Here is a 24,565-nt window from a genome sequence, read left to right as displayed (position 1 = left end):
CTAGTACTCCGTTTTGCCTTCGTGTTGTTCCCAGGCGCGGAAGCCGGCCAGGGCCTCCTCGCGCAGCATCTGCTCCATGGGGATGCCGCGGTCGGAGAGGGGCTTCTCGATTTCGTCGTAGATGAACTGGTCGTCGAAACCGATGGCGGCGGCGTCTTGCTTGGTGTTGCCGTAGAACACGCGGCGTGGGCGGGCCCAGTAAATGGCGCCGAGGCACATCGGGCACGGTTCGCAGCTGGTGTACAGGTCGCAGTCGTCGAGCTGGAAGCTACCCAGGGCCTGGCAGGCCTTGCGGATGGCGTCGACCTCGGCGTGGCAGGTAGGGTCGTTGGTGCTGGTGACCTGGTTGAAGCCGCGCGCAATGATGCGCCCGTCCTTAACTACCACCGCGCCGAAGGGGCCGCCGAGGCCGGCCTGCATTTGCTCAACGGAGAGGCGGATGGCCTCGCGCATGAAGTCGGGGTTGGGAGAGTCCATGGGAAAAATACGGGGTGAACCCGCAAAAATACGCCGCCGACGGGCAACTGCCAGCCAATTGTTTGCGAGTTCAGCTTCAGCACCGCGGTGTGGCCGGCCTCAAAAGGCCGCAAACCGGCTCTGCCGGGCCACCGGGGCTCACAACCAAACCCTTCTTCCATTCCCAACCTCCAAACGCCTTGCTACTATGAACCTACTCCGTACGCTGTGCCTCCGGGTCGGCTGGCTGCCCTTGCTGCTGCTGGGCCTGGCCGCCCGCGCCGACCACCTGCGCCCGCACTTGCTGCTGGGCGCCCAGCTCACCGGCGCTCAGGAAGTGCCCGCCGTCACGACGGCTGCCCGGGGCGTGGCCAGCTTCACCTTCAACGCCACGCGCGACACCTTATTTATTACCGCAGCCTTCAATGGCTTGAGCGGGCCCATTACCCAGGCCCACGTGCACGACGGCGCCCGCGGCGTAGCCGGCCCGGTGGTGACCAATTTGCTGCCGTTTGTGAGCGGCAACCGCATGCAGGGCTTCCTCACCGGCGCCGACATCGACCGCGCCAAGATCAGCAAATACTTGCGTGGGGAGTACTACATCAACGTGCACACGGCTGCTAACCCCGCCGGCGAAATCCGCGGGCAGATCGAAATAGAAACGGACGCAGAGTACGCCGCCGCCCTCAGCGGCGCTCAGGAGGTGCCGGCCGTGACAACCAACGGCACGGGCGTTGGTACGTTCAATCTGAGCCAGGACCAGACCAGGTTTAGGTTCAAAGTCGTGTTTTCGGGGCTGAGCAGCGCCATTACCAACAGCCACTTCCACACCGGGGCGGTCGGGGTCAGTGGCCCCGTGATTGTCGGCACCGAAACCTTCCGCACCGGCAACGTCATCGAAGGCGAAATCACGCCTACCGCGGCATTTCTCACGGCCCTGGCCGCCGGGCAGATCTACATCAACGTGCACACGGCCAACAACCCTGGGGGAGAAATTCGCGGACAGGTGTTGCCTACCCTGCGCGCCCTGGCCCACGATGCCCGCCTCGATGGGGCGCAGATGGTGCCGGCCGTAACCACCACCGCGCAGGCCGTGGCCGTGTTGCGCCTGAACACCACGCTGGACACGCTGCGCATGAGTATTGCGCATACCGGCCTGAGCGGCGCTCCGACGGCCCTGCAGATTTACGCTGGTGAAGCCGGGCAGGTCAACTCCCCGGCCGGGCTGCTGGCCTCGGTGACCATTCCGGCCGGCACGCCTAATTCCTTTGGCCTGACGCTGTCGGGCCTGAATACGGTGGCCGTCAACCTGTTTTTGAGTGGGGGCGCCAACCTGGTGTTCAGCACGGCCGCCAACCCCAACGGCGAAATTCGTGGGCAGGTGTACCGGCTGGCCCGAGAGGGATACACCTTCTCGCTGAACGGCCAGCAGGAAGCGCCCAACCCCGTCAGTACCAACGGCTACGGTGCCGGCTTCGTGTCCATCGACCGCGACCAGAGCAACGCGCACTTTGCTATGGTGTGGGGTGGGCTGAGCGGTCCGGCTACCACCGGGCACTTTCACACCGGCTTATTTCGTCAGGCCGGACCTGTGGCGTTCAACCTGCCGCCGTTCTTCAACAGTACCACTAACCCCTACGAAGCCAACGGCTTCTGGACCAGCTCGGCCGCGCAGCCGTTTACCCAGCGCCGCGCCCTGCAGTTCCGCCGCGACAGCATGTACGTGAACCTGCACACGGCTGCTAACCCCGCCGGCGAAATCCGCGGGCAGGTGTTCCGCGGTGCCCGCAACCTCAGCCGCGTGCTGGCCGCCGAGCCCGCCGCCGTGGTCGCCGAGACCTTCAGCGCTTACCCGAACCCAGCCGCCAAACAGGTGCAGCTAACTTTCGAAAGCCGGGTGCGCGAATCGGGCACTATTCAAGTTACCGATGTGTTGGGGCGGCAAGTTCTTTCGCAGCCTGTGGGCGTGCAACCCGGAGCCAACAATTCGGCTCTTGAGGTTAGCCATCTGAAGGCCGGGATATATTTTATTTCGATAAATGTTTCTGGCACGAAGATTGTCACTAAATTTGTGAAAGAATAGTTTTTAGGTGTTTTGGTTGTGGAAAAGAGGGCGGGTGTTACCTGCCCTTTTTTTATTGCTCATACCCAGATACTTGCGTTATTTCTTTATCCTCTTCGGCATACCATTGTGCCGACAGGAGGACGTTTTGTCGGTACACAAGTTCTATCAACCGTTTCCGCGCACTGGGTCTGGTTTGTTTCTGCTGGTCAGCTAGCGGTTGGGTTGTACAGAAGGCGTTGTATTAGTGGTTAATCAATCATAATTAGATGGTTATGTTATAAATGGCGTCTTCACCACGGCAACGGACCGTTGGCAGAAGAGGTCGTGCCCGTAGGACCATCCACCGGCAGCAGGGCCAGCCGGATGGCCTCCGCTGCGCTTTGGGCAGGAGTGTCGGTGCCGGCAAAGCCGTTAAGGTCAGTGGCCGTGTAGCCGGGGTTGGCTGAATTCACCTTAATGACCGTGTCGCGCAACTCGTAGGCCAGTTGCACCGTCAGCATGTTCAGCGCAGCTTTGGAGGCCGAGTACCCCAACAGGCCCCAGTCATTCAGCCCGCTGAGTGTGAGCGAGGCCAGCGGACTGGATACGTTGACAATGCGCCCCGCCGAGGCTTGCTTGAGCAGCGGCAAAAATGCTTGCGTGACGGCCAGCGTGCCCAGAAAATTCGTTTGGAGCACCAGCTCCACACTGCGTACGGCAGCGCTGCTCGCCCGACCGTCGCCGGCGACGTTGATGCCGGCGTTGTTCACTAGGATATCCAGATACCCATGCGTGCGTTGCAGCTGCGTGGCGGCCGCGTCGAGGGTTGCGGGGTTGGTCAGGTCCACTTCGAGGAACTCCACCTCGCCTTCAGCTACTAATTCAGCTACGGCTTGCTGCCCCTTGGCCGCCTCGCGGGCCCCGAGGTATACGCGGCAGCCCGCCCGTAGCAGCCCGCGTACGATTTCCCGGCCGATGCCTTTGTTGCCACCGGTCACCAGCGCTATTTTCTTGTTTTCCATGATGCAGAGAGGGGTTGTCCCCGTCGGTGAGCGGGGCGCGGTGTACTCCACAAAGGTCATGCACGCCGGTGGTAGGGTGGCTTCGCCGATCAACCCATCTGCTTCAGATTTCAAACATGGCCCGGCTCCGAAATTCACGGGGTGTTTGGCCCGCGTGGCGCTTGAAAAACGTGCAGAAATGCGCCACGTCGGCAAAGTCCAGACTATCGCCGATTTCCGAAATGCTCCAAGTCGTGTGCTGCAACAGGATTTTGGCCTCCTGGAACAAGCGGTTACTGATGAGGGTGGTAGTCGTGTAGCCCGTCGTTTCCTTTAGCACCCGGTTGAGGTGGTTGACGTGCACGGCCAATTGATTGGCATAGTCCACGGCGGTGCGCAGGCGCAGTGGCGGCTGCGGGCTGTGGCGTGGAAACTGCTGCTCCAGCAAGGCGGTGAACTGCGCAGCTACCCGTTCGGCCGCGTTGTGCGTGGCCAGCGGCGCGGCCGCTGGCTGCAGCTTCTGCACAAGGTGAATGAGCTCCCACACGTACGTGCGCAACAGGTCATACTTGTAGGAATACCCGGATGTGAGTTCGTGCGCCATTTTTTGGAATACCGCTTCGAGCGCCGCGCCGTCGCGCGCCGACACTTCCCACACGGGGTAGGCGCCGGGCTGAAAAATCGGCAGCTCGGCCAGTACAGCCCCGGTCCGGGCGGGCAGCAGAAAGGCATCGTCGAAGAGGCAGCAGTAGCCTTCGGGCACCTCGGTGAGCGGTAGCCACCGGTAGGGCACGCGCGGCGTGACCAGAAAGACGGTGTTGCGGCCGCGGTACGGGCTTCGGTCGGCGTACTCCACTTGACTGCGCCCGCGGCAGAGTGTGATTTTGTGGTAGGCCCGTCGGGTAAACGTCATCGGGGGCAACCCGCGCAGGTCCGATAGCGGAAAGACGTTGAAGTGCCCCACGGCGTGCGCCATATCGGGTGGCGGCAAGACGCCCGCCCCCGACTCCGAAGTGGGCGCGCACGCGGCATAAAAGGCGGCTAGGGAAGTCGGTCGCATAGGTACGAAGCAAGCAGGCCAGTAGGCGCAGGGAGCAAGTGACAGGGCGTTACCACTGGTCATAACAGCTCCCCGGGTGTTCAGTTCTACTCATGGCCATAGAAAGGAGTCATCCGCCCAGGGTGGTCCTGGATTGATATTCATACTTTTTGGATTGAATGGTGTTTTTTACCCCTGGTGCGAGGGAGCACCTTTGTCGAGTCGAATTCACTGAGCTACTGCGGTGCGAATAAGCCGCGCCGCAGGCGGCAGGTGAAATCGACGAACACCTTCAACTACATGAAACTCCTATGGCCGCAACAGTAGCGCCCGTAAGTGGGCATTCGGCTGCCGAACAGGCCCACGAACTAGCCCCCAAGGCAGAAGCACAAAGCAGCACGACTACCCAGCAGGCCCCGGTACTGCCCGCCGCTCAGATGCAGGCAATTCGCCTGCACGCGTTTGGGGGCCCCGAAGTGCTGCACTACGATACCGTACCGCTGCCCGAGCTCCAGCCCGGGGAGGTACTGGTGCGCGTGCACGCCGTGAGCCTCAATCCGCCTGATTGGTATCTGCGCGACGGCTACCGCGAGCTGCCACCCGACTGGCGGCCGCCGGTACCCTTGCCTACTATTCCCGGCTCGGATATTTCGGGCGTGGTGGTAGCCGTCGCAGCAGACGTACAGGGCTTTGCCGTCGGCGAGGAGGTGTTCGGCATGGTTCGTTTTCCCAACGTCGTGGGGGGCGGAGCGTACGCCGAGTATGTGGCGGCCCCTGCGGCCGACCTGGCCCACAAGCCGGCCGGGCTCGACCACGTCCACGCCGCCGGGGCCCCGATGGCCGGGCTCACGGCATGGCAGTACCTGATTGAGCTGGGGCACCAGGTCGCAAATCCATTCCAACCCGAACCGCACCGCCCGGTGCCGCTGCGGGGGCAGACCGTGCTGGTCAACGGGGCCGCCGGCGGCGTAGGGCACATGGCAGTGCAGCTGGCCAAATGGCAGGGGGCGCGCGTCATCGCCGTCGCCTCGGGCAAGCACGAAACCTTCCTGCGCGAGTTGGGGGCCGATGAATTCATCGACTATACCAGGACCACGCCCAAGGATGCTGTGCAGGACGTGGACCTCGTCGTCGACACGCTCGGCGGGCCCACTACCGGCCGTTTCCTGCGCGTACTCAAGCGCGGCGGTGCCCTGTTTCCGGTGTTCCTGGGCTTCTCCGATGCCGAACAGGCCGCCCAGCGGGGCATCACCGTCTCGATGACCCAGGTGCGCTCGAGCGGGGCGCAGCTGGCCGAGCTGGGGCGCCTGCTCGATGTGGGCACGGTGCGCGTGGCCATCGACAGCACGTTTCCGCTGGCCGAGGCGGGCCAGGCCCACGCCCGCGCCGCCCGTGGTCATATCCAGGGCAAAATCGTGCTGACGGTCGCCTGAGCCCGCGCCCTTAACCGATGGTTTGCCACCGCGAAGAGCAACAGCTCGCGCGAGGGGCAGGCCTTCGCTTTTTCTGATCTAACGCCCACCCCGATGCCTGATTCCGATAAAGCCGCAGAGCGGCACCTGCTCGTCACTATCCAGAGCCAGCCGCAGCACCGCCAGCGCGTGCAGCAGTTGCTGCTCAAACTCGTGGACTTGGTACGCCTGGAGCCCGGTTGCCTGTATTATCATCTTTTCCAGCAAGCCGAAGAGCCGGATACCTTCCTGCTGAGCGCGGCCTGGGCCCACGATGAGGCCGTGGCCGCCCACCCAACGCCCCCGCAGTCCCGCGTGGTCGAACAGTTGCAGCCGCTGCTGGCCGTGCCCATGCATGTGCGGCACACCCGGCGGCTGAGCGAGCATCCGGGGTAGGGCCGGCTGGCTTGATTTCCGTACTTTTGCCCCATGGTACGTTCTGTAGCTTCTGTGCCCGCTGCGCTGACAAACCAGGACCCGCAGCTGAAAGGCTTCAAGGTGTACGCGGTGGATGAGCCGTGCCTGACCAAGTCGCGTTTCGTTCGGCGCGACTACTACAAGGTTATCCTGCTCACGACCCAGGCCCGGCTGCATTACGGCCACCAGAGCTGGGATTTGGACGGCACTTACCTGCTGTTCTTCAACCCGCACATTCCCTACGCCATGGAAATGCGCGGGGACTTCCGCCGCGGCTACATTAGCCTGTTCACCGAGGCGTTCATTACGGCGCATGACTGCTCAGAAAGCCTGCAACAGTCGCCCTTGTTTAAGTTCGGAAGCACGCCGCTCTTCCGGCTTGCAGAGGCGCAAGCCGCGTTTATGACCGGCATCTTTGAGAAGATGCTGGCCGAGCAACAGGCCGAGTATCCGTTCAAGGCCGAACTGATTCGCACCTACCTCCAGTTGGCGGTGCACGAGGCGCTTCATCTGCAACCGGTGGAGAGCTTTCCCCAGCACAAGAACGCCGCCGCCCGCCTGACCGCTCAATTTCTAGAGCTGCTGGAGCAGCTGTTTCCGGTGGAAAGCCCCGAGCAAGCGCTGCCGCTGAAAACGGCGCAGGAATTTGCCGACCGGCTCGCGGTGCATGTGAACCACCTGAACAAGGCCGTGAAAGAAGTGACCGGCAAGCCCACGAGCGCGCACATCACCAGCCGCATCACCGACGAGGCCAAAGCCCTGCTGCAACACACCACCTGGAGCGTAGCCGAAATTGCCTTTTGCCTGGGCTTTGCCTACCCCACGTACTTCAACAACTTCTTCAAGAAGCAGACCGGCATCACCCCGCTGGCCTGCCGGAAGGCCACCGGAGCCATCTACGCTATGGGGTGAGGTGGTCCGGCGAGACCGGATGAAATCAGAAGGTGTTTTCCTTCCCTCATGGCAACACCTCTCAGCCTTAAGCCACCTGCAGCAGCTCTTGTCAGATTTGCTCCTGAGGAACTGCCTGGTGGAACACTTAGCCATTGCAACAATGGGTGCTGCAAGGCTCGCGACCTTTAACAGTGCCGCAACACCGCTGATCAGTTCAATAAAGTAGGCAGCGAGCCGAAAGGATAGGACCTATAGCGGCGGCCAAAACGTCAGCTGGGCGCGACAGGCTTGAGGTTTATCCAGCTAGACTGAGCCTGCTACGCTTCGGAAATGCTGCACAGCGGGCTGCGGCAATTCCGCTGGGCTACCAGCAAAACGAAGCCGCCGTTCCTGGGCGCAGGCTCAGAAACGGCGGCTGAAAACAAGGTTGAGTAGTGCGCTGTTGCTAGCCGTCGGTGGCTGGCAGCAGCAACATGGGTACGGGGCAAGTGCTCAGCAGCCGATTGGTCACGCTGCGGTGGAACATGGCGCTGAGGAAACTATGGCGGCGGGCAATAAGAACGGCCAGTTCTGCCCCGGTCTGGTGCACGGCTTTGAGCAGGCCCTGCACGGGGTAACCGTGGCGAATGGCTTCGGGGCAAATGTGGCTGGCCGCGTCGGACAGGCCGCTGGCTTTTACCTGATGTAGGGCCATGGCGCAGGTTTGGTCGTCTTGCACAGCCGATACCGTGACTACCGTCATGCGGGGCTCTAGCTGCGTGAGCAGTTGCAGGGCCGCAGCGGGTTTGTGCAAGGTGAACGGCTCGCCATCGGCCGCTACCATCACCTGTTTCGGCGCGGCCGGGCCGCTGTACACTTCGGGCACCACCAGCAGCGGAAACTCCCCGCTACGCAGCACCTCCAGCACGGCTTGGCTGACGGTGCCTTCTTCATTAACTTCCTCCGCATGGCCCAGCACAAACAGGGCCGGGGCGTAGCGCTTGGCCAGCTCGGCGGCGGTGCTAAGCTGCAAGTTAGGCACCAGCTCCACAGAGGTGGGCACGTATGCTTCATCGGCCAGCGACTGTACGGCCATCAGCAACTCCCCGTCGCGCTCCTCGCCCGCCGGTAATAGCTCGCCGTCGAGCACCGTCACTTCCCGCACGTGCAGCAGCACCAACTGGGCCCCGAGCGGCGCGGCAAGCTCCGCCGCGTACCGAATAGCCCGGCGCGCGGCCGGAAAGAAGTTGGCCAGCACAATCAGCGACAACACCGGCGGCTCGGTGGCCGGCACGGCTGATGGCGTGTTTTGAACCAGGTTCAGTGTCATGACACTCGATGCTTAAGTGAAACAGGGAGGAACTGCACCCGCCTACTCCGCCCGGGGCAAGCCCCGGTTGCGGTGCGTGGCCGCCGGTGATGGGGCAAAGGTGGAAAGCAAACCGGCGCCAGCCAATGACTTATGTCATGCGGCCGGGCGTTGCTGATATGGTTGTGGAGCCCGTTCACAGGCCGCGTCACAGGCCCGGTGAGGCGCTGGCCAGTCGCCGCAGCGGCTGCTCGTCGCGGCGGTAAATATCCGGGTGAAAGCGCAACTGGCCCTGCTCGGCCGAACAGGTGAAGTAGCCCACGTGCAAAGGCATAGGGCGCCGCAGCCGCACGTCTTGGGGGCGAGGCTGGCGGGCGCAGGCTTCCTCGCTCGGCAGAGGCTGAGTCTGCTGCCCATCGCGGCGCAGCAGGTAGGCGGCCAGCTCCATGGGTTGCTGCAGGCGGATGCAGCCGTGGCTGAGGGCGCGTCGCGGTTGAGCAAACGCCTGCCGCGCCGGCGTATCGTGCAGGTAAACGGCGTAGGGGTTGGGGAAGCGAAAAACGATGTTGCCCAGGGCGTTGTCGCACCCAGCCGATTGACGGATGGTGTAGGCAAAACGCGCCGGCGTAACCTGCTCCCAGTTGATCTGCACCGGGTCGAGCAGCTGCCCGCGGCTGTCGTACAGGGCGTAGTTGTTGCGGGCCAGGTATCCGGGGTTGGTGCGCAGGCGAGGCAGGATTTCCCTGGTGGCAATGGAGTGGGGCACGTGCCAGTCGGGGGCAAGCGTGAAGTGGGTGATGCGGCTGCTGAGCGTGGGCGAAGGCGTTTCGGGCTTGCCGACAATCACGCGGTGACGCCGCAGCACGCTGTCGTGGCGCACCACCTGCAGCTCAAATGCGGGCAGGTTGATCAGCATGTACTCCGAATCGGCAATGGGCGCCTGCCGCCACCGCTCCAGGTTCAGCGCCGCCAGCGCCCAGCGTGCCTGGTAGGCCGCCGCTGAATCGGGCGGAACCGGCTGGCGCAACCACCGGGCCAGCGCCGCCTGCAGCTGCCGGTAGGGGCGGTGATTGGGTTGGCAGGCCAGTACGGCGGCCGTAACCCGGTGCGCGGCCAGCCCGCGGCGCAGTGTATCCGCCGGGGCGGGTAGCGCCGGCGCGGCTGGAGCTGCCGAGGAGGTCAGGCGGCCCCGGTGCAGGTCGCGCATGAACGTGAGCACGGCGTCGCTCAGGCCGAGGTCGAACCGGGCCTGCCGCGCCGCTTGCCCGGCAGTGCTACGTTGCTGGAGCGAGTCGCGCCGGCCCCGCAGCTCTGCCACATGGTAGTACTCGGGTCGCAGGCCGTACGCGGGGGCTTGCGCCAGTAAGGCCAGCACCGCCGTCGCATCGGCCGCCGACCACAAGGGCGTAGGCTTCGCTCCGTACAGGGCGCGCACGGCGCTGCGGTTTTGCAGCTGCCGGCTGGCCGACGGGGCGCCGGCAGTGGTATCCAGCAGAGCCAGAATGCAAGCGCCGACCGAAGGTGGCTGCGCAGTGGCACGGGACGGACTGCTTTCCGGCACGGAGGAAGACTGCTCGCCCGTACACTGCGACAAGGCCAGCAGCAGGCCCAATGCCGGCAGCACGGCAGCGGACGGGCTGCGAAAACCAAACATGCGCGACAAGAGAATGATGCCTAGGCTGGGAGGAGCGTAGTACTAGCCGCCAGCTGAAGCTCGTGCGCTGCCGGCTGCTGCGATGCCCAGGCGTTCAGGCTGTTGGCGGTGGTGGTAGCGATATTGATTAGGGCGTCCCGCGTCAGGAAGGCCTGATGGCCGGTGATGAGTACGTTGGGCTCGGCCACCAGCTCGGTGAGGAGTGCGTCGGTGCCCGGTTCGCGGGAGTGGTCCTGGAAAAAGAGGCCTTTTTCGTGCTCGTACACATCTAGCCCCAGGTAACCCAGCTGGCCCGAGCGGAGCGCAATCAAGGCAGCTTCGGTGTCGAGCACCGCTCCGCGGCCGGTGTTGATGAGCATCACGCCGCGTTTCATCTGGGCCAGCCGCTCGGCGTTGATCAGGTGGTGGGTGGCCGGAACCAGCGGCGCGTGCACCGAAATGATGTCGGCCTGGGCGCACAGCGTGCCGAGCGACACAAATTGCAGATCGTAGCGCCGGGCTAGCTCCGGATTGGGCCGCACGTCGTAGCCTAGCAGGCGGCAGCCGAAGCCGTGCAGGATGCGGGCCAGCACCCCACCGATGCGTCCGCAGCCGATAATGCCCACCGTCTTGCCGTGCAGGTCGAAGCCAACGAGGTTATCCAGGCGAAAATCGTACTGGCGCAGCTGCTGGTCGGCCTGGCGTAAGCGCCGGTTCAGGGCCAGCATGAGCGTGACGGTGTGTTCAGCAATGGCGTAGGGCGAGTACTCGGGCACGTTGGCCACGCGCAGGCCCAGCCGCGCCGCCGCCCCGAGGTCGACTTGGTCGTGGCCGGCGGCGCGCACCGCTACGTAGCGCACCCCCAGGGCCGCCAGGCGCTCCAGCACGGGCGCGGAGGCGTCGTCGCTGGTGAATATGGCCACGGCTTGGCTGCTGTGGGCCAGCGCGGCCGTGTTGGAGCCGAGGGCATCGGCCACAAAACGCAACTGGTGCTGCGAGCCTGCTGCCTCGGTCAGGAAAGGCTGCTCGAAGGGATGAGCGCTGAAAACGGTAACCTGCATGCTGGGTTGGCGTGAAGACTAGGTAAGGAGCACCCGCGCTGCGAAGCTGAAGCGGGCCGGAAGAGGAGTAATCCTCATCAGCTCCAAGTGCAGCTGGGCGGGTGAGGCGCTGGCGAGCCGCCGGGGCGCGGTCAGATGCCGCGAGGCACACGTACGGTAGCGGCTGCGGGCAACAGCTCTGGACAGCCGGCCAAATGTATAGCGCCGGTCTGGAACCGAAAAGATGATAATTATCACGCCCCTGGCTCATATATATACTGTGTCGCGGCTGCAGAGCTGCCGTACTTAGTCGGCAGTTACCGTCAGTCGTTGCCGTATGCCCCTCTCCCTGATTGTCCTCACCGATTTCTTCCAGGCCGCTCACCGGGCCCTCGACTACGCCACCAGTCTGGCCGCGCCCTTGCGGGCACGTCTAGTGCTGCTGCACGTGCGCGAGCCGGGACCGGGCCAGCCGCTCCCGCGCGTCACCAATCTCAGCCCCGAAGCCGTAGGGCTGGCCCTCAATTGTCTGACGCAGGAGCTGCCCGTGCCCGCCGCAGCGGAAATCGGCCGGGGTTCCCTGCCCGTGGCGGCGGCCGATGCCGTGCGGCGGCACCACCCTGCGGTGCTGGTGCTGGGGCGCACGGCATCGGCTCTGGCCGAGGAGCTGCCGAGCATTGCCCTGACGCTGCTGCGGGCGGCACCGTGCCCGCTGTTGCTGGTGCCTGCCGCGCCGCAGCCGGTGGCGCTGCGCCGCATTCTGCTGGCCGTCGATGGCAACCCGTTTTCCCTGGGTGAGCATGCCGGCACCGCCCGGCGGCTGTTCAGCGCCCTGCAGGCCGAACTCACGCTGTGGCACAGCTGCGCATCGGCTGCCGCCGATGCCTCGGCCGTGGCCGACTCGGTACTGCGCACGGGCCTGACCATCGAGCTGCCGGCCGTGCACACCTGCTGCGTCACGGCACCTGAACCCGCTGCGGCCATCCTGGCGGCCCTGCACACCGGCGCGTACGACGCCGTGGCCCTGATTGCCCGGCCGCGGAGCTTCTGGGGGCAGCTGTTTCACCGCAGCGTCACGGCCCGGGTGCTGCTGGCTAGTCCGGTGCCCGTGCTGGTGCTGCCCGCCGTGGACTAGCGCCCGGGACGCCGCAAACCTGGCTTTTTCGCCCGCCCACCAAGCCGCGTTGCCCGCCGCATTGGCGCATTGTCAGCCGTACGCACTATCATTGCCCTGGCCGTAGCCCTTCATTTACCCCGGCACAAGCGCGTGGCGCAGGAATATTTACTCTTCGTGGATACCGAAACCACGGGTTTGCCGGCCCGCTGGCAACGGCCGTACCGCGAAGAGTGGGAGTGGCCGAGCATTGCGCAGCTGGCCTGGCAGGTCTACACCCCCGAGGGGCAGCTGGTGAAAGCCGAGCAGGCCTACCTGCAGATTCCGGCCGGCCGCATGCCTGCCGAGGCCATTGCCATTCACGGGCTCACGCCAGAATTTCTGGCCGCACACGGCCAGCTGCCCGCGCCAGTGCTGCAGCAGCTGCTCGACGACCTGCAAACCTACCGTCCACGCGTCGTCGGGCACTTTCTGCCGCTCGATTTTCACGTGCTCGGAGCCGCTTTGCTGCGGGCCGAGCTGCCCAACCCGCTGCCCGACTTGCCGCAGTTCTGCACCATGCAGCTGACGGCCGGGCTGGGCCTGAACCCCAAGCCGCGCCAGCTGCTGCTGCACGAGCTGTACGAGCTGCTGTTTGGCGAGTCGATGATTTGCCTGCACGACGCCCAGATCGACGCGGCGGCTACGGCCCGCTGCTATTTTGAGCTGCGCCGCCGCGGCCTCATTCCCGACAACGTACTCAACGGACAGCCGCGCCTCGGGCCGCCTGAGCTGCCCGCGCCCCGGCCCTGGTCGTGGGGAGCATGGCTGGCACTGGCCGTGGCGGGGCTTTTACTTTGTTACTGGCTTTTGTATGGATAACCGCCTGGCTTTTTTGCGCACCGTGGCGCCGTTCAACCTCTTGCCCGAAGACGTGCTGGAAGGCGTCGTGCCCTTGCTGCAGGAGGTGCAGCACCCCCGCGAAGCCCTGCTTTACCAGCAGGACAGCTCCAAGCTGCGCCACCTCGATATCATTGTGGAGGGCGGGTATGAGACGTTTTTCTACGACAGCCAGCAGCACCGGCGCCTGCCCGAATTGTACGGCCCCGGTACCTGCTACGGCGGCATGTCCATCTTGCTGAATAAGAAACGCTCCCTGCGCACGGTGGTGGTGCACCGGGGCACGCGGGTGCTGCAGCTGCCGCGGCGCGAGTTTCGGGCCTTGTGCCTGGCCTACGAGCCGTTTTTCCACTACTTCACCGCCCGCTACGGCGAGCGGATGCTCAACGAGGAGTACGCCCACTTCGTGAAGCCCGTCAGCGCGCCGGAAGCCAACTTCCTGGTGGCCGACCAGCTGTTTTCGCGCCGCATCGAGACGCTGGAAGCGCGCGAGCTGGTGCGCTGTCCCGCCGATCAGCCCATCTACGAAGCCGCCCGGCGCATGGCCGCGGCCAAGGTCAGCTGCCTGTTTGTCACCGAGCCGGGCTCCGACACCATCATCGGCTACTGCACCGACATCACCCTGCGCGACTCCGTCATTGCCCGGCGGCTCGACCCGGCCCGGCCGGTGGGGGAGGTGGCCGCCACGCCCATCGTGAGCATCAGCAGCGGGGCGTACGTGTACGAGGCGGTGCTGCGCATGTTCCAGACCAAGACGCGCTACCTGCTGGTGGAGCGCGCCGGCGAATATGTGGGCTTTCTGAGCCGCAACAAGCTGCTCAGCGACCTGGCCCAGTCGCCGTTTATGTTCATTCAGGCCGTGAAGCTGGCCCAGGGCACGCCCGAGCTGAAGCGCCGCTGGGAAATGGTGCCCGACATCGTGAACCAGCTGCTCACGCGCGGCGTGCGGCCCGAAATCGTCAACCAAGTCATCACCACCGTGGCCGATGCCATTGCCCTGCGCGTGATTGAGAACGTGCTGGCCGCGCTGGGCCCGGCGCCAGCGCGCTTCGTGTTCATGGTGCTCGGCAGCGAGGGGCGCAAGGAGCAAACCCTCGTCACCGACCAGGACAACGCCATTATCTACGAGGACAAGGCCAACGAGCAGCGCGAACTGGTACGGGCCTACTTCCTGCGCTTTGCCACGGCTGTATCCGACGAGTTGAACCACATCGGGCTGCACTACTGCTCGGGCGGCTTCATGGCCAAAAACCCGAAGTGGACGCACTCCCTCTCGTACTGGAAGCGCAACTACCAGGAGTGGATGCGCGAGTCGAACCCGGAAACGGTGATGCAGTTCGCCACCTTCTTCGACTGCCGCTACCTCTACGGCGACGAGTCGCTGATGCAGGAATTGCGGGCGTTTCTGCACGAGGAGCTGGCCAAGCCGCTGGACCGCTTCCTCTTCTACATGGCCAAAAATGCCCTGCAGTACGAGCCGCCGCTGACGTTTTTCCGCGGCTTCCGCACCTTCGAGCAGGAGGGCCAGCAGGTGTTCGACCTGAAGAAAACCATGTCGCCCATCGTGGATCTGGTGCGTGTGTACGCCCTGCGCCACCGCGTCTTCGGCACCAACACCGGCGAGCGGCTGGCGCAACTGCGGGAGCTGGGCGTGTTCAAGGAAAAGGAGTATGAAGAGCTGCTGCAGGCCTACTACTACCTGATGGGCATGCGCCTGAAAAAGCAGGCCCGCCAGCTCATCGACGACCGCGCCGCGCCCACCAACTACCTCGACCCGAAGACGCTGACACAGGTAGAGCAGGTCACGCTCAAGGAAATCTTCAAGGTTATCAGCGACTTCCAGCTCAAAATCAAGGTCGGCTTCACCAAGGCGCTTTGATAGTCGGTTAGAGTCCGTCTACCTATTGGTCAGCCGAATAAGTTGAGAAAAAAGAAAGCTGGTTGGGACCTGAAAATTGGGTGCCCGACTGGCTGCCGTACGAAGGCTGTGCGGCTAGAATGAAAAAAGAACGTCATGCTGAGCTTGCCGAAGCATGACGGCCTAGAAGCGTCAAAAGGTCTTAGTGGCTGAGGGTATGACTCAAGTCGGATGAGCTACAGAACCTAGCGGCGGGCCAGGTCGTCCTCGTAGCCGCTGGCGGCCAGAAAAGCTTTGGCGTCGGTGATGTTCAGGATGTCGGCCAGGGCTTTCTGCTTGTCGGTGGCTTTGCTGTAATACGCCTGGCAGATTTTGTAGCCCACGTAGTAGCCCAGGTCGCAGGGCTTTTCGGCGGTTTCCTGGCGGCCGTTGGCAATCCAGTTGCTGGCGTCGCGGCCCCCCATTTCCTGTTTAAATGCCGCCCAAAGCTCTTTCTCGTGGGCATTGCCGTACACGTGCAGGCGGGCGTTGTTGCCGAGCGTGCCGGTTACCAGCTCGGTCACGAAATCGGCCATGCCTTCGTTGATGGTGTAGCTCAGCAAGGTGCCGTCCTGCGGGCCCTGGTTGCTGTGCACCAGCTCGTGCACCAGCAAGGAGGGCATTTCGGTAATCATGCCGCAGCGGTTGCGTTGCAGCAGGTTCAACTCGGAGGTATTCACGCCCGGGCCGTTGGCCGTTTGATCGGCCCCGATAAGCAGCCCCGCATCCGACACGGTGCCGCCCGAGGAAAAGCCGCCCACCACAAAGTAAATGTGCTGGAAGCGCGCCGGCGGGTACAGGGCCTGAAACTTCTGAAAAGCCGCCAGCATCTGCGGTTTTTGGTCGGTTATCGACCGCATCGTGCTTTGAATAGAAGCGTAATACTGCGGCCGCGCGATGATGCGCCGGGCAAAGGTCTGGGCGTTGCGAATCTTGTAGGAATAGTAATCCTGCAGGCCGATGGAAGCCTTATCGAAGTACTCGCGCTGGAAAATGGCCGCCGCATTGGTCGTATCGAGCCTGGCCTGGGCGTAGGCCTGCCAGAAACGGTCGATGTCGGTAGTGACCAGCTTGATGTCCTGCACGCGCCGCACGTATTTCTGCTCCTCCGCCTTGTGCACTGCGGCCACCAGCTTGGGCCACCGCTTGTCGGTGTGCAGCACCTTCAGGTCCGGGTCGTTGGCCAGGTTAGCCGCGTCGGAGTAGCCGGCGGCCACTGCTTTTTGGGTGTACTTCAGGGCCAGCGGCGCGTTGTTGAGCAGGCCGTAGTCGCAGGCCAGGTTGTAGTAGATAGATGCCTTTTTGCGGGGCGTGAGGCCCGGCGTCCGCAGCGCCAGCTCGTAAGTGTGCGCCGACGCCTCGTACTGCTGGGCGCGGTATTGCTCCTGGCCTTTGCTGTTCAGCGAATCCAGCTTGGTGTTTTGTTGGCCGTAGGCCAGGGTAGTGGTAAGCGCTAGGGTGAGGGGTAAAAAAAAGCGGTGCATAACCGGGCGGGTGGTTGAGAGAGTACTGCGCCGTGAAGGTCGTGCAACCGGCGCAGACAGTTGCAATGCGTTTCAGCCGGGTCTGCACCCCTGATAGTAAGGGTTAGGCAACTCAGTAATGGGCAACTCGTCAGGCCATCATGCTGGATCTGGCGTCCGTTTGTCTAACCGGAGGAAGGCACAAGCCAAGCACCGCTACCGCTTCGTTGCCCGGCATCAACAGACCGTCATGTCGAGCGAAGCCGAGACACCTCGCCTGCTGACGGCCGAAGTAACCCCAACAAGAAGAATAGTACCCCAACGTCCGCACGCGAGATGCCTCGACTGCGCTCGGCATGACGCCCTAACGAAGCGGTAGAGATGTTTCGACAAGCAGATGCCAGATCAGGCATGACATTCTTTTTCATGCACTTAATAATGCATGACCACATAACCGTCGGCTGATTGGCCGTGCCGTACCAAGGGTCTGAATGAGCGCGGAGTAAACCACTAAAAGGCGTAGCCAAAGCCCCGCTATGGCCGGGCTACTTTCGGCCGCCTTCGTAGAAGTATTCCGCCTTATCCCCGCTGCTGCGCCCCAGCCGGTGTTGTTCCTCCTGCGCCCGCAGCTCCACCCGGCGAATTTTGCCGCTGATGGTCTTAGGCAGCTCCGTTACGAATTCCAGAATGCGCGGCATCTTGTACGGCGCCAGCTGCTCGCGGCTGAAGGCAAACAGCTCCGTCGCCAGGGCTTGGGAAGGCTGAGCCCTCGGGTGCAGAATGACGAAGGCTTTGATTTCGTGACCTTTGATGGGGTGGGGTGAGCCGATAACGGCTGCTTCTACCACCGAGGGGTGGTCGATTAGGGCGCTTTCCACCTCGAAGGGGCCCACGCGGTAGTCGGAGGACTTAATCACGTCGTCGTCGCGGCCCACAAACCAGATGTAACCGTCGGCGTCGCGGTAGGCTTTGTCGCCGGTGTAGTACAGGCCGTGGCGGAAGACGGTGGCCGCGCGCTCCGGCTCGCCGAAGTACTCCTTGAAAATGCCGTTGGGGCGGCCCGTGTCCATGCGTACCGCGATGTGGCCTTCCTCCAGCGCGGGCAGTTCCCGGCCTTCATCGTCGGCAATGACGATGTCGTAGAGAAAAGACGGCTTACCCATGGAGCCCAGACGCACCTCGTTGCCGGGCAGGTTGTACACCATGGCGGTGCTCTCCGTTTGGCCGTACCCGTCGCGGATGAGGCGGCCGGTGCCCTGCTGCCACGCCTCAATCACCTCCGGATTCAGCGGCTCGCCGGCGCTGACGCACTCGCGGAAGCTGAACTGGTACTGGCGCAAATCTTCCAGGATGAGCAGCCGCAGCACCGTGGGCGGGGCGCAAAACGTCGTGATGCCGTGCCGCTGCAATGCCTGCAGCATGGGCGCGGCGGCGAATTTGCCCGTTTGGCGGTATACAAACAGCGTGGCGCCCACGTTGAGCGGGGCAAAAAAGCTGCTCCAGGCAAACTTTGCCCAGCCCGCCTGCGAAATGTTGCAGTGCCGGTCGGTGGGCCGGATGCCAATCCAGGCGGCCGTGCTCAGGTGCCCGACGGGGTAGGAGAAGTGCGTGTGCGTGACCACCTTCGGCAGGCCGGTGGTGCCGGAAGTGAAGAACAGAAACAGCGGGTCGTCGGCGCGGGTAGGGGCGGCCTCGGCCGTGGGCGGTTGGGCGGCCAGGGCGCTGAAGTCGGTCCAGCCGGGGCGCGAGCCGCCGCCCACCAGCATCTTCAGCGGAATGCGGACCCCCAGCGCCTGCTCGGCCTGGTCGATTTTGGCGGCGTTTTCGGCGTCGGCAATGACCACGGCGGGCAGCAGGCGGCCGAAGCGGTACTCCAGGTCCTTCACCGACATGATGGTGGCCGTGGGCACCAGCACCTGCCCGCCCTTGATGCCCGCTAGGTAAGTAAACCACAGCTCGGCCACCACCGGCACCATCAGCAGCACGGCCGCGCCCGGCGGCACGCCGGCCGCCCGCCAGCAGCTGAGCAGGCGGTTGCCCTGCGCGGCCAACTCGCCGTAGCTGTAGTGCTCCGGCTGCCCGTCGTCGCCGGCCAGCACCAGCGCCTCTTTCTGCGGGTGCGCCGCCACGTGCAGGCCTTCGAAAATGTCGGCCGTCCAGTTGAAAAACTCCGGCTTGGGCACGAACAGCTGGCTTAGCTCGGCGTAAGCGCCGGCTTCGGCCAGCTGCTGAAACTGCTGGAAGTACGCTTTCATAGCGGTAAGAAAACGAAAGCGCGGCTGATTTGCACCGGCCGCGCTTTTGCTGATGGTTCGGGCAGCTTACTGCACCACCCGGATGAGGTAGCGCGTTTCGCCTTCCGGCGCTTCTTCGTCGCGCCAGGCGCCCACGCGGCTGGGGCCGTAGCCCAGGTTCACCTTCACCCACGCGTCGCGCTCGGGCAGTAGCTGCAGAATCTCCTGGCCCAGCTGCTGGATGGTGCCTTGCAACTGCTGAATCTTCTGGTGCGGGGCGGCTGGCAGCTGGTCAGTGCTGGCGGGGTGTTCCTCGATATTGCCGGCGGTAGCGGCCGCTGTGGTCTGGTTGTGGGTGGCTTGCAGGGTGCGTGCTTCCACCAGGGCCTGTTGCAGGTCTTCTTCCGCGGCCAGGTAGGCCTTTACTTTATCCTCCAGCGGAACGAGGTTGGGGTCGAGGTAATCGAGGTTGACGGACATAGTCGAGAGAAAAGCTTGCTACCTCAACGCAAGCCACCGGGCGAAGGATACAAGCCCGAGCGGAAGATGCCGGCAGGCTGTGGACATGTTGTTCTGCTCCTGTCTGGTCAAGCGAAGCCGTTAGGACGCCGCCTCGGGAGCCTTTGGCCGTTGTCGCTGGCACTTCTCGCCGCAGTACTTTACCTCGGTAAGAAAACGCTTCTAATGCACTCAGACAAAGCTTTTGAAAATCCATTGACACATGCTTTGATACACTGGCTGATACATGAAATCAGAAGTGAGCAGGGCATAGGAACCCAAAAGCCAAGTTTGAAATGTCCAAAATCACTTTCATCCTGCGTCCTGAGAACAGGAAAGGAGAGCACCCAATCAGCGTAAAACATACGCATGATGGTAGCCCATTTGTCAAGGCTACAGGAGTAGCGGTTTCAGCTAAGCACTTCAATCTGAATACTGGTAAGGTTAGCAATAAGCTGCCTATGGCTCCTGAATTGAATGCTGCTATTGCTCAAGTCTACACTGACATAGAAACCGCTGCTAGGAACATCTTAGGCAAGGGGGGAAAGCCAGATGCTCAATCTATGACAATGGAGTACGCTGAGATTGTTGCAGCGAGAAGGGTAGGGGAGGGGCCACAACCTATCCAAGTAGCTCAGGCAACTACTCATGTCGGTAAGCTTTACCAAGAACTGGAGGAATTGGAAAAAGCTGTTGCTAATAAGAAGCTGGAAATACAGAGCGCAGAGCTTCAACTAGGGATATATGAAGGAGCACTGTTCACAGCGTTCATTAGGAAGTATATCGAGGAAAAGAAGAGCCTCGTTAATAGCAAAACGATTAAGCTATATGTAAACCTGAGAAACCTTGTAAATGAGTTCAAGCCTAGTCTCAGGATTGATGAGGTTACGTTAGGAGTTATGAATGACTTTAGGGATTGGCTAATCAGCAGAGGATTAAGGAACCTTACCATCCGTTCAGTATTCATCAAGTTTAGGGCTGTAATACATCATTTTGCTGATGCTCTAAGCCTAAATATTAAGGAGCTTTCCAGGTTTGTTAATGTAAAGAAGGTTAAAAACAAGAATCTGATTTATCTAACGAAGGAGGAACTAAGTGATTTACTTGCTTTGGACTTACAGAATCCCAGGTATCAAAGAGTGAGAGACATATTTGCTGTAATGTGTTTAACTGGTTTAAGATGGTCTGATGTGTTCTTTACAAGAGCCAATGTAAAGGGGAATATGCTCAGCGTAACCACGAACAAGACCGCTACTGCTGTGAGTGTTCCTTTGTCGGCTCAAGCTATTGAGGTGTTAGAAAGAAATAACTATGAGCTAAAGAGAGTTGCTCCCAGCGAGTTTAATACTCAGATAAAGAAGGTCTGTGCAATGATACCTGCTTTGCGTACCCCAGAGGAGATTATCCACTACACAGGTACTAAGCGAGATAGACAGGTACTACCTAAAGCAGAGCTGATTAGTGCTCATGCAGGAAGGAAAACATTCATAAACCTCTGTTTACAGAATGGAGTGAACCCAGCAGTGATTAAAGGTTGGGTAGGTCATTCAGACATAAAGATGATTATGGACCATTATGCACACCTTTCAGCAAACCAGAGTGAAGAGCTTGCAAAGGTGTTCGTTTAGCCTATGAAATGAGGAAAGCACGGAGAAAAGGATGAATGTCCTATCTCTGTGCTCTTCCATTGTTATTACCTTAAACAGTATTCCTTATATGAGGTAAGGGCTAAGCTGCTTGCAGAAGTTCAGTATCTGGCTGCTCTAAGTATTCGGTTTTGATATCAACGCTAATTCCTTTGCGCTCAAAAGCTTGTTTCATTCTTCCCATCACCTCATCACGATTGCTAAGAGTAGTACATATGGAATCATGAATAGTTAATGCAAAGAAGTCATTAGGATGGTATTCTTTAGCCAAGCTATCTATTACATCATCAATGATTATCTCGCTCTCTACACGTTGAAGAGCAATGGCTAAGCTTTTGTGATCTTTTCTCTTGAATTCAGTAATAAAGGATGCAACATTAGGATAATGAGCAATCAATCCTCTGAAAGCCCTGGACTTAACACAGCTCATGTTTTTTCCAAAGAAGACATTGGTAAAAAGTGCCTGCTTGAACTTCTTTCGGTTTTTGATTGGAACTCCTACAGCATCGGCAAAGCACTCATAGAATTTTCCTTTTTCACACTCGTCAATGTACTTGTATACATCTAAAGGTAACTTATGGCCTTCGTAATGCTGTTTTAATAAAACACAGAGCATTAGAGGTTGCGAGTTGCGAACATCTAAATTAACTAGCTGCTCACCATCATCAAGGTATAAGAAGCTTCTTAACGCACTAGGGAAGTTGACAAAGTTGTTGTGTACTCGCTTTCCTATCTTGTCTCTTGTGAAAAAATAGTCTTCTGATACTAGTCCATAAACTGCCATGTTGAAGTCATTGAACTTAGGTTTTTCAACTTTTCCTTCTTTGCTACTGGTACTTTTCCTTCCTTTCTTCCTTCTTTCCCGTCTAGCATTCATCCATTCCTCATTCTTTGAAAGCTCGTGAGCAAAATTTAATGCTCTTACAGCATCAACTCTAATTGCTTTTAGGTTATGGTGTAGAAAGCTAAGTGTAGTATCTGACCAATCTGTTTTGTTCAAGTAGAGTTGCTTACGGCTAGTAAGCTTAGCTCTGAACTTTGCATCCTTGATGGGTACCCTCTTTACTCGTGCCTCCTGGTAAGCTTTGGTGAAGCGGTAGCCTTTGCTCTTCTCTCCTGGTATATAACGGTTGTCGCATTCGATAACCCCTTGCTCAATCCAGTATTCTATATATGTCAGATAGTCTCGTGCATGAAGCACAGCCTCTAATAGCTTAGCATTAAGATTGATGAAGGAGGCTGAAGTATTGCGCTTGTCTACCTTCCTGGCAATGTATATGAGATGCAGGATGTAGTGGTATTTGTCTACGTGCTTTTGCTGCCTTTTGGTAGGCAACATCATTAAGGCATCTATGGAGCTAGGGACAAATAGGTGAGTAGTCTGCTTTGGTAATATGCTGTCATTCATGTAGTTAGTATATGGCAACAAAAAAGCCCTAAGACGTGGGTAGCAGACCACGTCCAGGGCTGAGCACAGGTTGCCGTAATAAGCTCTGTGTTAATATCTTATATCCACGCTGCTACTCGTGTATGATAATATCGTAAAGCCACTTGGCATCCATAAGCAGACACCGAGCAGTTCACAAAGGTAATATGGTGAATCGATATTTGCAAGGGTTTTGCTAAAAATAGTTATATTCTACAGCAAAGCAGGGTTTATACCAAAGTGCTAGTTGTGCTTAATGCGATAGAGTCGTTATGGTTTATTACAAGCCTGAAAAGGGACTTAATACCACCAGCTCCATCATCCTCCCTTATGTTCTGCAAGAAATATTTTACTGGCCTGCCTTAAAGGAGTTATATCCTGATGCTATCTGACGCCTTAAGCGCCTACTCAGTTTGCCTTAACTGGGTGTACACATTCACACAGTTCTTCTCAGGCTCAGGGAAGACCATCATCAGGTACTTGTTATCAGCAGTCACCCACGCATACTTATCCTTCCGGTTGTAATGCTCATCCATGTAGGCCAGGACCTGCTTTAAGTTCGCGTATACAGTAACAGTTAAGGACGTAGTACATATATCATCCTTATACATCAAGCAAAGCATGTTGCGCAAATCATCCTTGCCAGTGGTATTAGGGTTGGTGTACCAATAAGTGTCCAATTCGCCTCTTGGTTCTTGCTGCACAAACTTGTAAGGAGTAGTCGGTAGATAAGAGGCTTCAAGGTATGATTTAGCCTTACCTATTACCGTCGTATTCTGAGCATAGAGTTGTGAAGAAGAGCAGCAAACAAGGGCAGTGGCAAAGGAGAAAAGAAGCTTTGGAGACATGGAGTTGAAATTTCATCCAACATACCACCAGCTCCATCATCCTCCCTTATGTTCTGCCATTTATAGGTATAGTTATATTTTTTACTGAAAAGCGCAAAAGTAAGGCTAGCCTGGATGACTAGCCTTTTCTGTTATTCTTCCGTAACAGAACCTTCAGTTAAGGTTTGTTGCTTATTGGATCTTCTCCCTGATGGTTTCTTAGGCGTACCATCCTTCTTTCTCCCATAGGGAGCTTCCGGATCCTTACCAACTGATTCAGATGTACCATCGTCGCCTTCTAGAAGCTTGATTGCTTCATCTAGGAACTCTCTAGACTTACGCAAAGCTTTTGCAACCGCTTTGGTATCTATGCTAGGTTCGTCCTCATTCGCAATGTGCTGTTTTAGCTGTTCTAGAAGCGCAATTTGCTTCTCTTTATCGGAATGTGTTTTACCTGCCATGTTGGTTAAATGAGTTTTGAAAGCAAAATATGAATAATAACCCAAGACAGATGGAAATACCACGGAGTGGACATAGGCTTACTCGATATCACTAGACTAAATTAGGCCATATCTAATAATAAATATAATATAAACAATTTTACTTAACATTGCAGACACATGCTGACCTACAACATCCCTGCTTGATGCTTATATTAGTAAGTTAAAACGAAGCTGCTGGACTAAGGGTAAAGAGTAACAAGAGTCTTTAAAAGTAAAAGCCTGAAAATCAATGAATTATACTTGTACTATTTGCAATGCATTAGAGCTGCCATCTAGCGAGAGATTGGAGAATACAATACTTGCGAGATTTGGTCACTTTGCTTTACTGCCAACGATAGGGCCAATGGTCGATGGACATGCTATGTTAGCTAGTTTGAATCATTATGATAGTCTAGCCTCAATGCCGCATGAAGCTGTAAGTGAATTATTTGATATACTGGATGCATTCAAACAGAAGTATCCTTTCTTCAAAGACCTGTTAGTGTTTGAACATGGCTCATTTGAAAATCAAAGAGGAGGGTCTTGCACAACACACACACATATTCACCTTCTTCCAAACCATGCGCAGTACTTTAATGTACTAGATAATGTGCTTCCGGTGGTGCCATATTCATTGAGTCAAATAAGAAGCATAAGTGTACCTTATATTTTTACCTTAATCCAAAATGGTAATTCCAGAATTTATGAAGCCTATAATGCTCATTCTCAAATGATGCGGAAGGCTATATGTTATTCAAAGGGAATAACTGATTTGGACTGGAAGGCAAACCCTTTGCCGCATTCCATTGAGAATACCTTGAAGTTTTGGCAATAGC

The 24,565-nt window shown here is 59.1% G+C and carries 21 protein-coding genes; 9 read left to right on the top strand and 12 right to left on the bottom strand.

The genetic code is table 11. The features are described from left to right. Positions 1–477, bottom strand: coding sequence for a nucleoside deaminase (locus B0919_RS06115; protein WP_078011406.1), 477 nt, complete (start codon positions 475–477; stop codon positions 1–3). A gap of 187 nt (positions 478–664) precedes the next feature. On the opposite strand from B0919_RS06115, the gene B0919_RS06110 reads away from it, so the two are divergent. Continuing rightward, a complete protein-coding gene (locus tag B0919_RS06110; protein WP_176132874.1) occupies positions 665–2,539 on the top strand; it encodes a CHRD domain-containing protein in 1,875 nt (624 codons plus the stop codon). Between the two features lie 272 nt (positions 2,540–2,811). On the opposite strand, the gene B0919_RS06105 is transcribed toward B0919_RS06110, so the two are convergent. Next, on the bottom strand, positions 2,812–3,522 hold the full coding sequence (locus B0919_RS06105; RefSeq protein ID WP_078011327.1) for an SDR family oxidoreductase: 711 nt from the start codon (positions 3,520–3,522) through the stop codon (positions 2,812–2,814). 103 nt (positions 3,523–3,625) lie between these two features. Then, positions 3,626–4,561 carry a helix-turn-helix domain-containing protein gene (locus B0919_RS06100; RefSeq protein ID WP_078011326.1) on the bottom strand — a complete coding sequence of 312 codons (936 nt, stop codon included), beginning with the start codon at positions 4,559–4,561 and terminating at the stop codon, positions 3,626–3,628. Positions 4,562–4,851: 290 nt separating this feature from the next. On the opposite strand from B0919_RS06100, the gene B0919_RS06095 reads away from it, so the two are divergent. The 3 genes from B0919_RS06095 (at position 4,852) to B0919_RS06085 (ending at position 7,320) form a co-directional block, all read left to right on the top strand. Further along, a complete protein-coding gene (locus B0919_RS06095; protein WP_217700997.1) occupies positions 4,852–5,973 on the top strand; it encodes an NADP-dependent oxidoreductase in 1,122 nt (373 codons plus the stop codon). A 93-nt stretch (positions 5,974–6,066) separates the two neighbouring features. Beyond that, positions 6,067–6,387 (top strand): putative quinol monooxygenase, encoded by a 321-nt coding sequence (locus B0919_RS06090; RefSeq protein ID WP_078011324.1) that lies wholly within the window; start codon positions 6,067–6,069, stop codon positions 6,385–6,387. Positions 6,388–6,420: 33 nt separating this feature from the next. Then, positions 6,421–7,320 carry a helix-turn-helix domain-containing protein gene (locus tag B0919_RS06085; RefSeq protein ID WP_078011323.1) on the top strand — a complete coding sequence of 300 codons (900 nt, stop codon included), beginning with the start codon at positions 6,421–6,423 and terminating at the stop codon, positions 7,318–7,320. A 427-nt stretch (positions 7,321–7,747) separates the two neighbouring features. On the opposite strand, the gene B0919_RS06080 is transcribed toward B0919_RS06085, so the two are convergent. The 3 genes from B0919_RS06080 to B0919_RS06070 form a co-directional block, all read right to left on the bottom strand. After that, a complete protein-coding gene (locus B0919_RS06080) occupies positions 7,748–8,611 on the bottom strand; it encodes a universal stress protein (RefSeq protein ID WP_078011322.1) in 864 nt (287 codons plus the stop codon). Positions 8,612–8,798: 187 nt separating this feature from the next. Further along, positions 8,799–10,244, bottom strand: a complete 1,446-nt coding sequence (locus tag B0919_RS06075; protein ID WP_078011321.1) for a L,D-transpeptidase family protein — start codon at positions 10,242–10,244, stop codon at positions 8,799–8,801. 20 nt (positions 10,245–10,264) lie between these two features. Next, positions 10,265–11,284 carry a 2-hydroxyacid dehydrogenase gene (locus tag B0919_RS06070; RefSeq protein WP_078011320.1) on the bottom strand — a complete coding sequence of 340 codons (1,020 nt, stop codon included), beginning with the start codon at positions 11,282–11,284 and terminating at the stop codon, positions 10,265–10,267. A 316-nt stretch (positions 11,285–11,600) separates the two neighbouring features. Between B0919_RS06070 and B0919_RS06065 the strand changes: the two genes are divergently transcribed. From B0919_RS06065 to B0919_RS06055, 3 genes are all read left to right on the top strand, one after another. Further along, positions 11,601–12,398, top strand: a complete 798-nt coding sequence (locus B0919_RS06065) for a universal stress protein (protein WP_078011319.1) — start codon at positions 11,601–11,603, stop codon at positions 12,396–12,398. Between the two features lie 69 nt (positions 12,399–12,467). Then, complete coding sequence (locus B0919_RS06060; protein WP_078011318.1) at positions 12,468–13,238, top strand: 3'-5' exonuclease; 771 nt, start codon at positions 12,468–12,470, stop codon at positions 13,236–13,238. Further along, entirely contained in the window at positions 13,231–15,135 is a 1,905-nt protein-coding gene (locus tag B0919_RS06055) for a DUF294 nucleotidyltransferase-like domain-containing protein (RefSeq protein ID WP_078011317.1), read from the top strand. Before B0919_RS06060 ends, B0919_RS06055 begins: the two co-directional genes overlap by 8 nt. A 224-nt stretch (positions 15,136–15,359) precedes the next feature. Here the strand turns inward: B0919_RS06055 and B0919_RS06050 are convergent, their stop codons facing one another. The 3 genes from B0919_RS06050 to B0919_RS06040 all read right to left on the bottom strand — a co-directional run bounded on the left by B0919_RS06050 (position 15,360) and on the right by B0919_RS06040 (position 19,330). Then, positions 15,360–16,637 carry a TPR end-of-group domain-containing protein gene (locus B0919_RS06050; protein ID WP_078011316.1) on the bottom strand — a complete coding sequence of 426 codons (1,278 nt, stop codon included), beginning with the start codon at positions 16,635–16,637 and terminating at the stop codon, positions 15,360–15,362. A 524-nt stretch (positions 16,638–17,161) separates the two neighbouring features. Next, complete coding sequence (locus B0919_RS06045) at positions 17,162–18,871, bottom strand: acyl-CoA synthetase (protein WP_078011315.1); 1,710 nt, start codon at positions 18,869–18,871, stop codon at positions 17,162–17,164. 66 nt (positions 18,872–18,937) lie between these two features. Then, positions 18,938–19,330, bottom strand: coding sequence for a hypothetical protein (locus B0919_RS06040; protein WP_078011314.1), 393 nt, complete (start codon positions 19,328–19,330; stop codon positions 18,938–18,940). A gap of 314 nt (positions 19,331–19,644) precedes the next feature. Between B0919_RS06040 and B0919_RS06035 the strand changes: the two genes are divergently transcribed. Beyond that, entirely contained in the window at positions 19,645–20,976 is a 1,332-nt protein-coding gene (locus B0919_RS06035; RefSeq protein WP_078011313.1) for a site-specific integrase, read from the top strand. Between the two features lie 100 nt (positions 20,977–21,076). Here B0919_RS06035 and B0919_RS06030 read toward each other — a convergent pair whose 3' ends face one another. From B0919_RS06030 to B0919_RS24610, 3 genes are all read right to left on the bottom strand, one after another. Beyond that, a complete protein-coding gene (locus tag B0919_RS06030; RefSeq protein ID WP_078011312.1) occupies positions 21,077–22,402 on the bottom strand; it encodes a hypothetical protein in 1,326 nt (441 codons plus the stop codon). A 422-nt stretch (positions 22,403–22,824) separates the two neighbouring features. Next, the gene (locus B0919_RS24615; RefSeq protein WP_139361940.1) at positions 22,825–23,268 is read right to left on the bottom strand and encodes a hypothetical protein; all 444 of its coding nucleotides are present in this window, start codon (positions 23,266–23,268) and stop codon (positions 22,825–22,827) included. Between the two features lie 131 nt (positions 23,269–23,399). Then, complete coding sequence (locus B0919_RS24610; RefSeq protein ID WP_139361939.1) at positions 23,400–23,771, bottom strand: hypothetical protein; 372 nt, start codon at positions 23,769–23,771, stop codon at positions 23,400–23,402. A 208-nt stretch (positions 23,772–23,979) separates the two neighbouring features. On the opposite strand from B0919_RS24610, the gene B0919_RS24605 reads away from it, so the two are divergent. Next, positions 23,980–24,564, top strand: a complete 585-nt coding sequence (locus B0919_RS24605; protein ID WP_139361938.1) for an HIT domain-containing protein — start codon at positions 23,980–23,982, stop codon at positions 24,562–24,564. Position 24,565 lies beyond the last annotated feature (1 nt).

The sequence above is a fragment of the Hymenobacter sp. CRA2 genome, assembly GCF_002007105.1.
In the GTDB taxonomy this organism is placed as follows: domain Bacteria; phylum Bacteroidota; class Bacteroidia; order Cytophagales; family Hymenobacteraceae; genus Solirubrum.
The sequence above is the reverse complement of the archived record's forward strand: the minus strand, read 5'-3'. Positions and strand labels throughout refer to the sequence as shown.

Coding starts and splice junctions, on each gene's coding strand:
- B0919_RS06115 (WP_078011406.1), bottom strand. CDS start 477: ATGGACTCTCCCAACCCCGACTTCATGCGCGAGGCCATCCGCCTCTCC.
- B0919_RS06110 (WP_176132874.1), top strand. CDS start 665: ATGAACCTACTCCGTACGCTGTGCCTCCGGGTCGGCTGGCTGCCCTTG.
- B0919_RS06105 (WP_078011327.1), bottom strand. CDS start 3,522: ATGGAAAACAAGAAAATAGCGCTGGTGACCGGTGGCAACAAAGGCATC.
- B0919_RS06100 (WP_078011326.1), bottom strand. CDS start 4,561: ATGCGACCGACTTCCCTAGCCGCCTTTTATGCCGCGTGCGCGCCCACT.
- B0919_RS06095 (WP_217700997.1), top strand. CDS start 4,852: ATGGCCGCAACAGTAGCGCCCGTAAGTGGGCATTCGGCTGCCGAACAG.
- B0919_RS06090 (WP_078011324.1), top strand. CDS start 6,067: ATGCCTGATTCCGATAAAGCCGCAGAGCGGCACCTGCTCGTCACTATC.
- B0919_RS06085 (WP_078011323.1), top strand. CDS start 6,421: ATGGTACGTTCTGTAGCTTCTGTGCCCGCTGCGCTGACAAACCAGGAC.
- B0919_RS06080 (WP_078011322.1), bottom strand. CDS start 8,611: ATGACACTGAACCTGGTTCAAAACACGCCATCAGCCGTGCCGGCCACC.
- B0919_RS06075 (WP_078011321.1), bottom strand. CDS start 10,244: ATGTTTGGTTTTCGCAGCCCGTCCGCTGCCGTGCTGCCGGCATTGGGC.
- B0919_RS06070 (WP_078011320.1), bottom strand. CDS start 11,284: ATGCAGGTTACCGTTTTCAGCGCTCATCCCTTCGAGCAGCCTTTCCTG.
- B0919_RS06065 (WP_078011319.1), top strand. CDS start 11,601: ATGCCCCTCTCCCTGATTGTCCTCACCGATTTCTTCCAGGCCGCTCAC.
- B0919_RS06055 (WP_078011317.1), top strand. CDS start 13,231: ATGGATAACCGCCTGGCTTTTTTGCGCACCGTGGCGCCGTTCAACCTC.
- B0919_RS06050 (WP_078011316.1), bottom strand. CDS start 16,637: ATGCACCGCTTTTTTTTACCCCTCACCCTAGCGCTTACCACTACCCTG.
- B0919_RS06045 (WP_078011315.1), bottom strand. CDS start 18,871: ATGAAAGCGTACTTCCAGCAGTTTCAGCAGCTGGCCGAAGCCGGCGCT.
- B0919_RS06040 (WP_078011314.1), bottom strand. CDS start 19,330: ATGTCCGTCAACCTCGATTACCTCGACCCCAACCTCGTTCCGCTGGAG.
- B0919_RS06035 (WP_078011313.1), top strand. CDS start 19,645: ATGTCCAAAATCACTTTCATCCTGCGTCCTGAGAACAGGAAAGGAGAG.
- B0919_RS06030 (WP_078011312.1), bottom strand. CDS start 22,402: ATGAATGACAGCATATTACCAAAGCAGACTACTCACCTATTTGTCCCT.
- B0919_RS24615 (WP_139361940.1), bottom strand. CDS start 23,268: ATGTCTCCAAAGCTTCTTTTCTCCTTTGCCACTGCCCTTGTTTGCTGC.
- B0919_RS24605 (WP_139361938.1), top strand. CDS start 23,980: ATGAATTATACTTGTACTATTTGCAATGCATTAGAGCTGCCATCTAGC.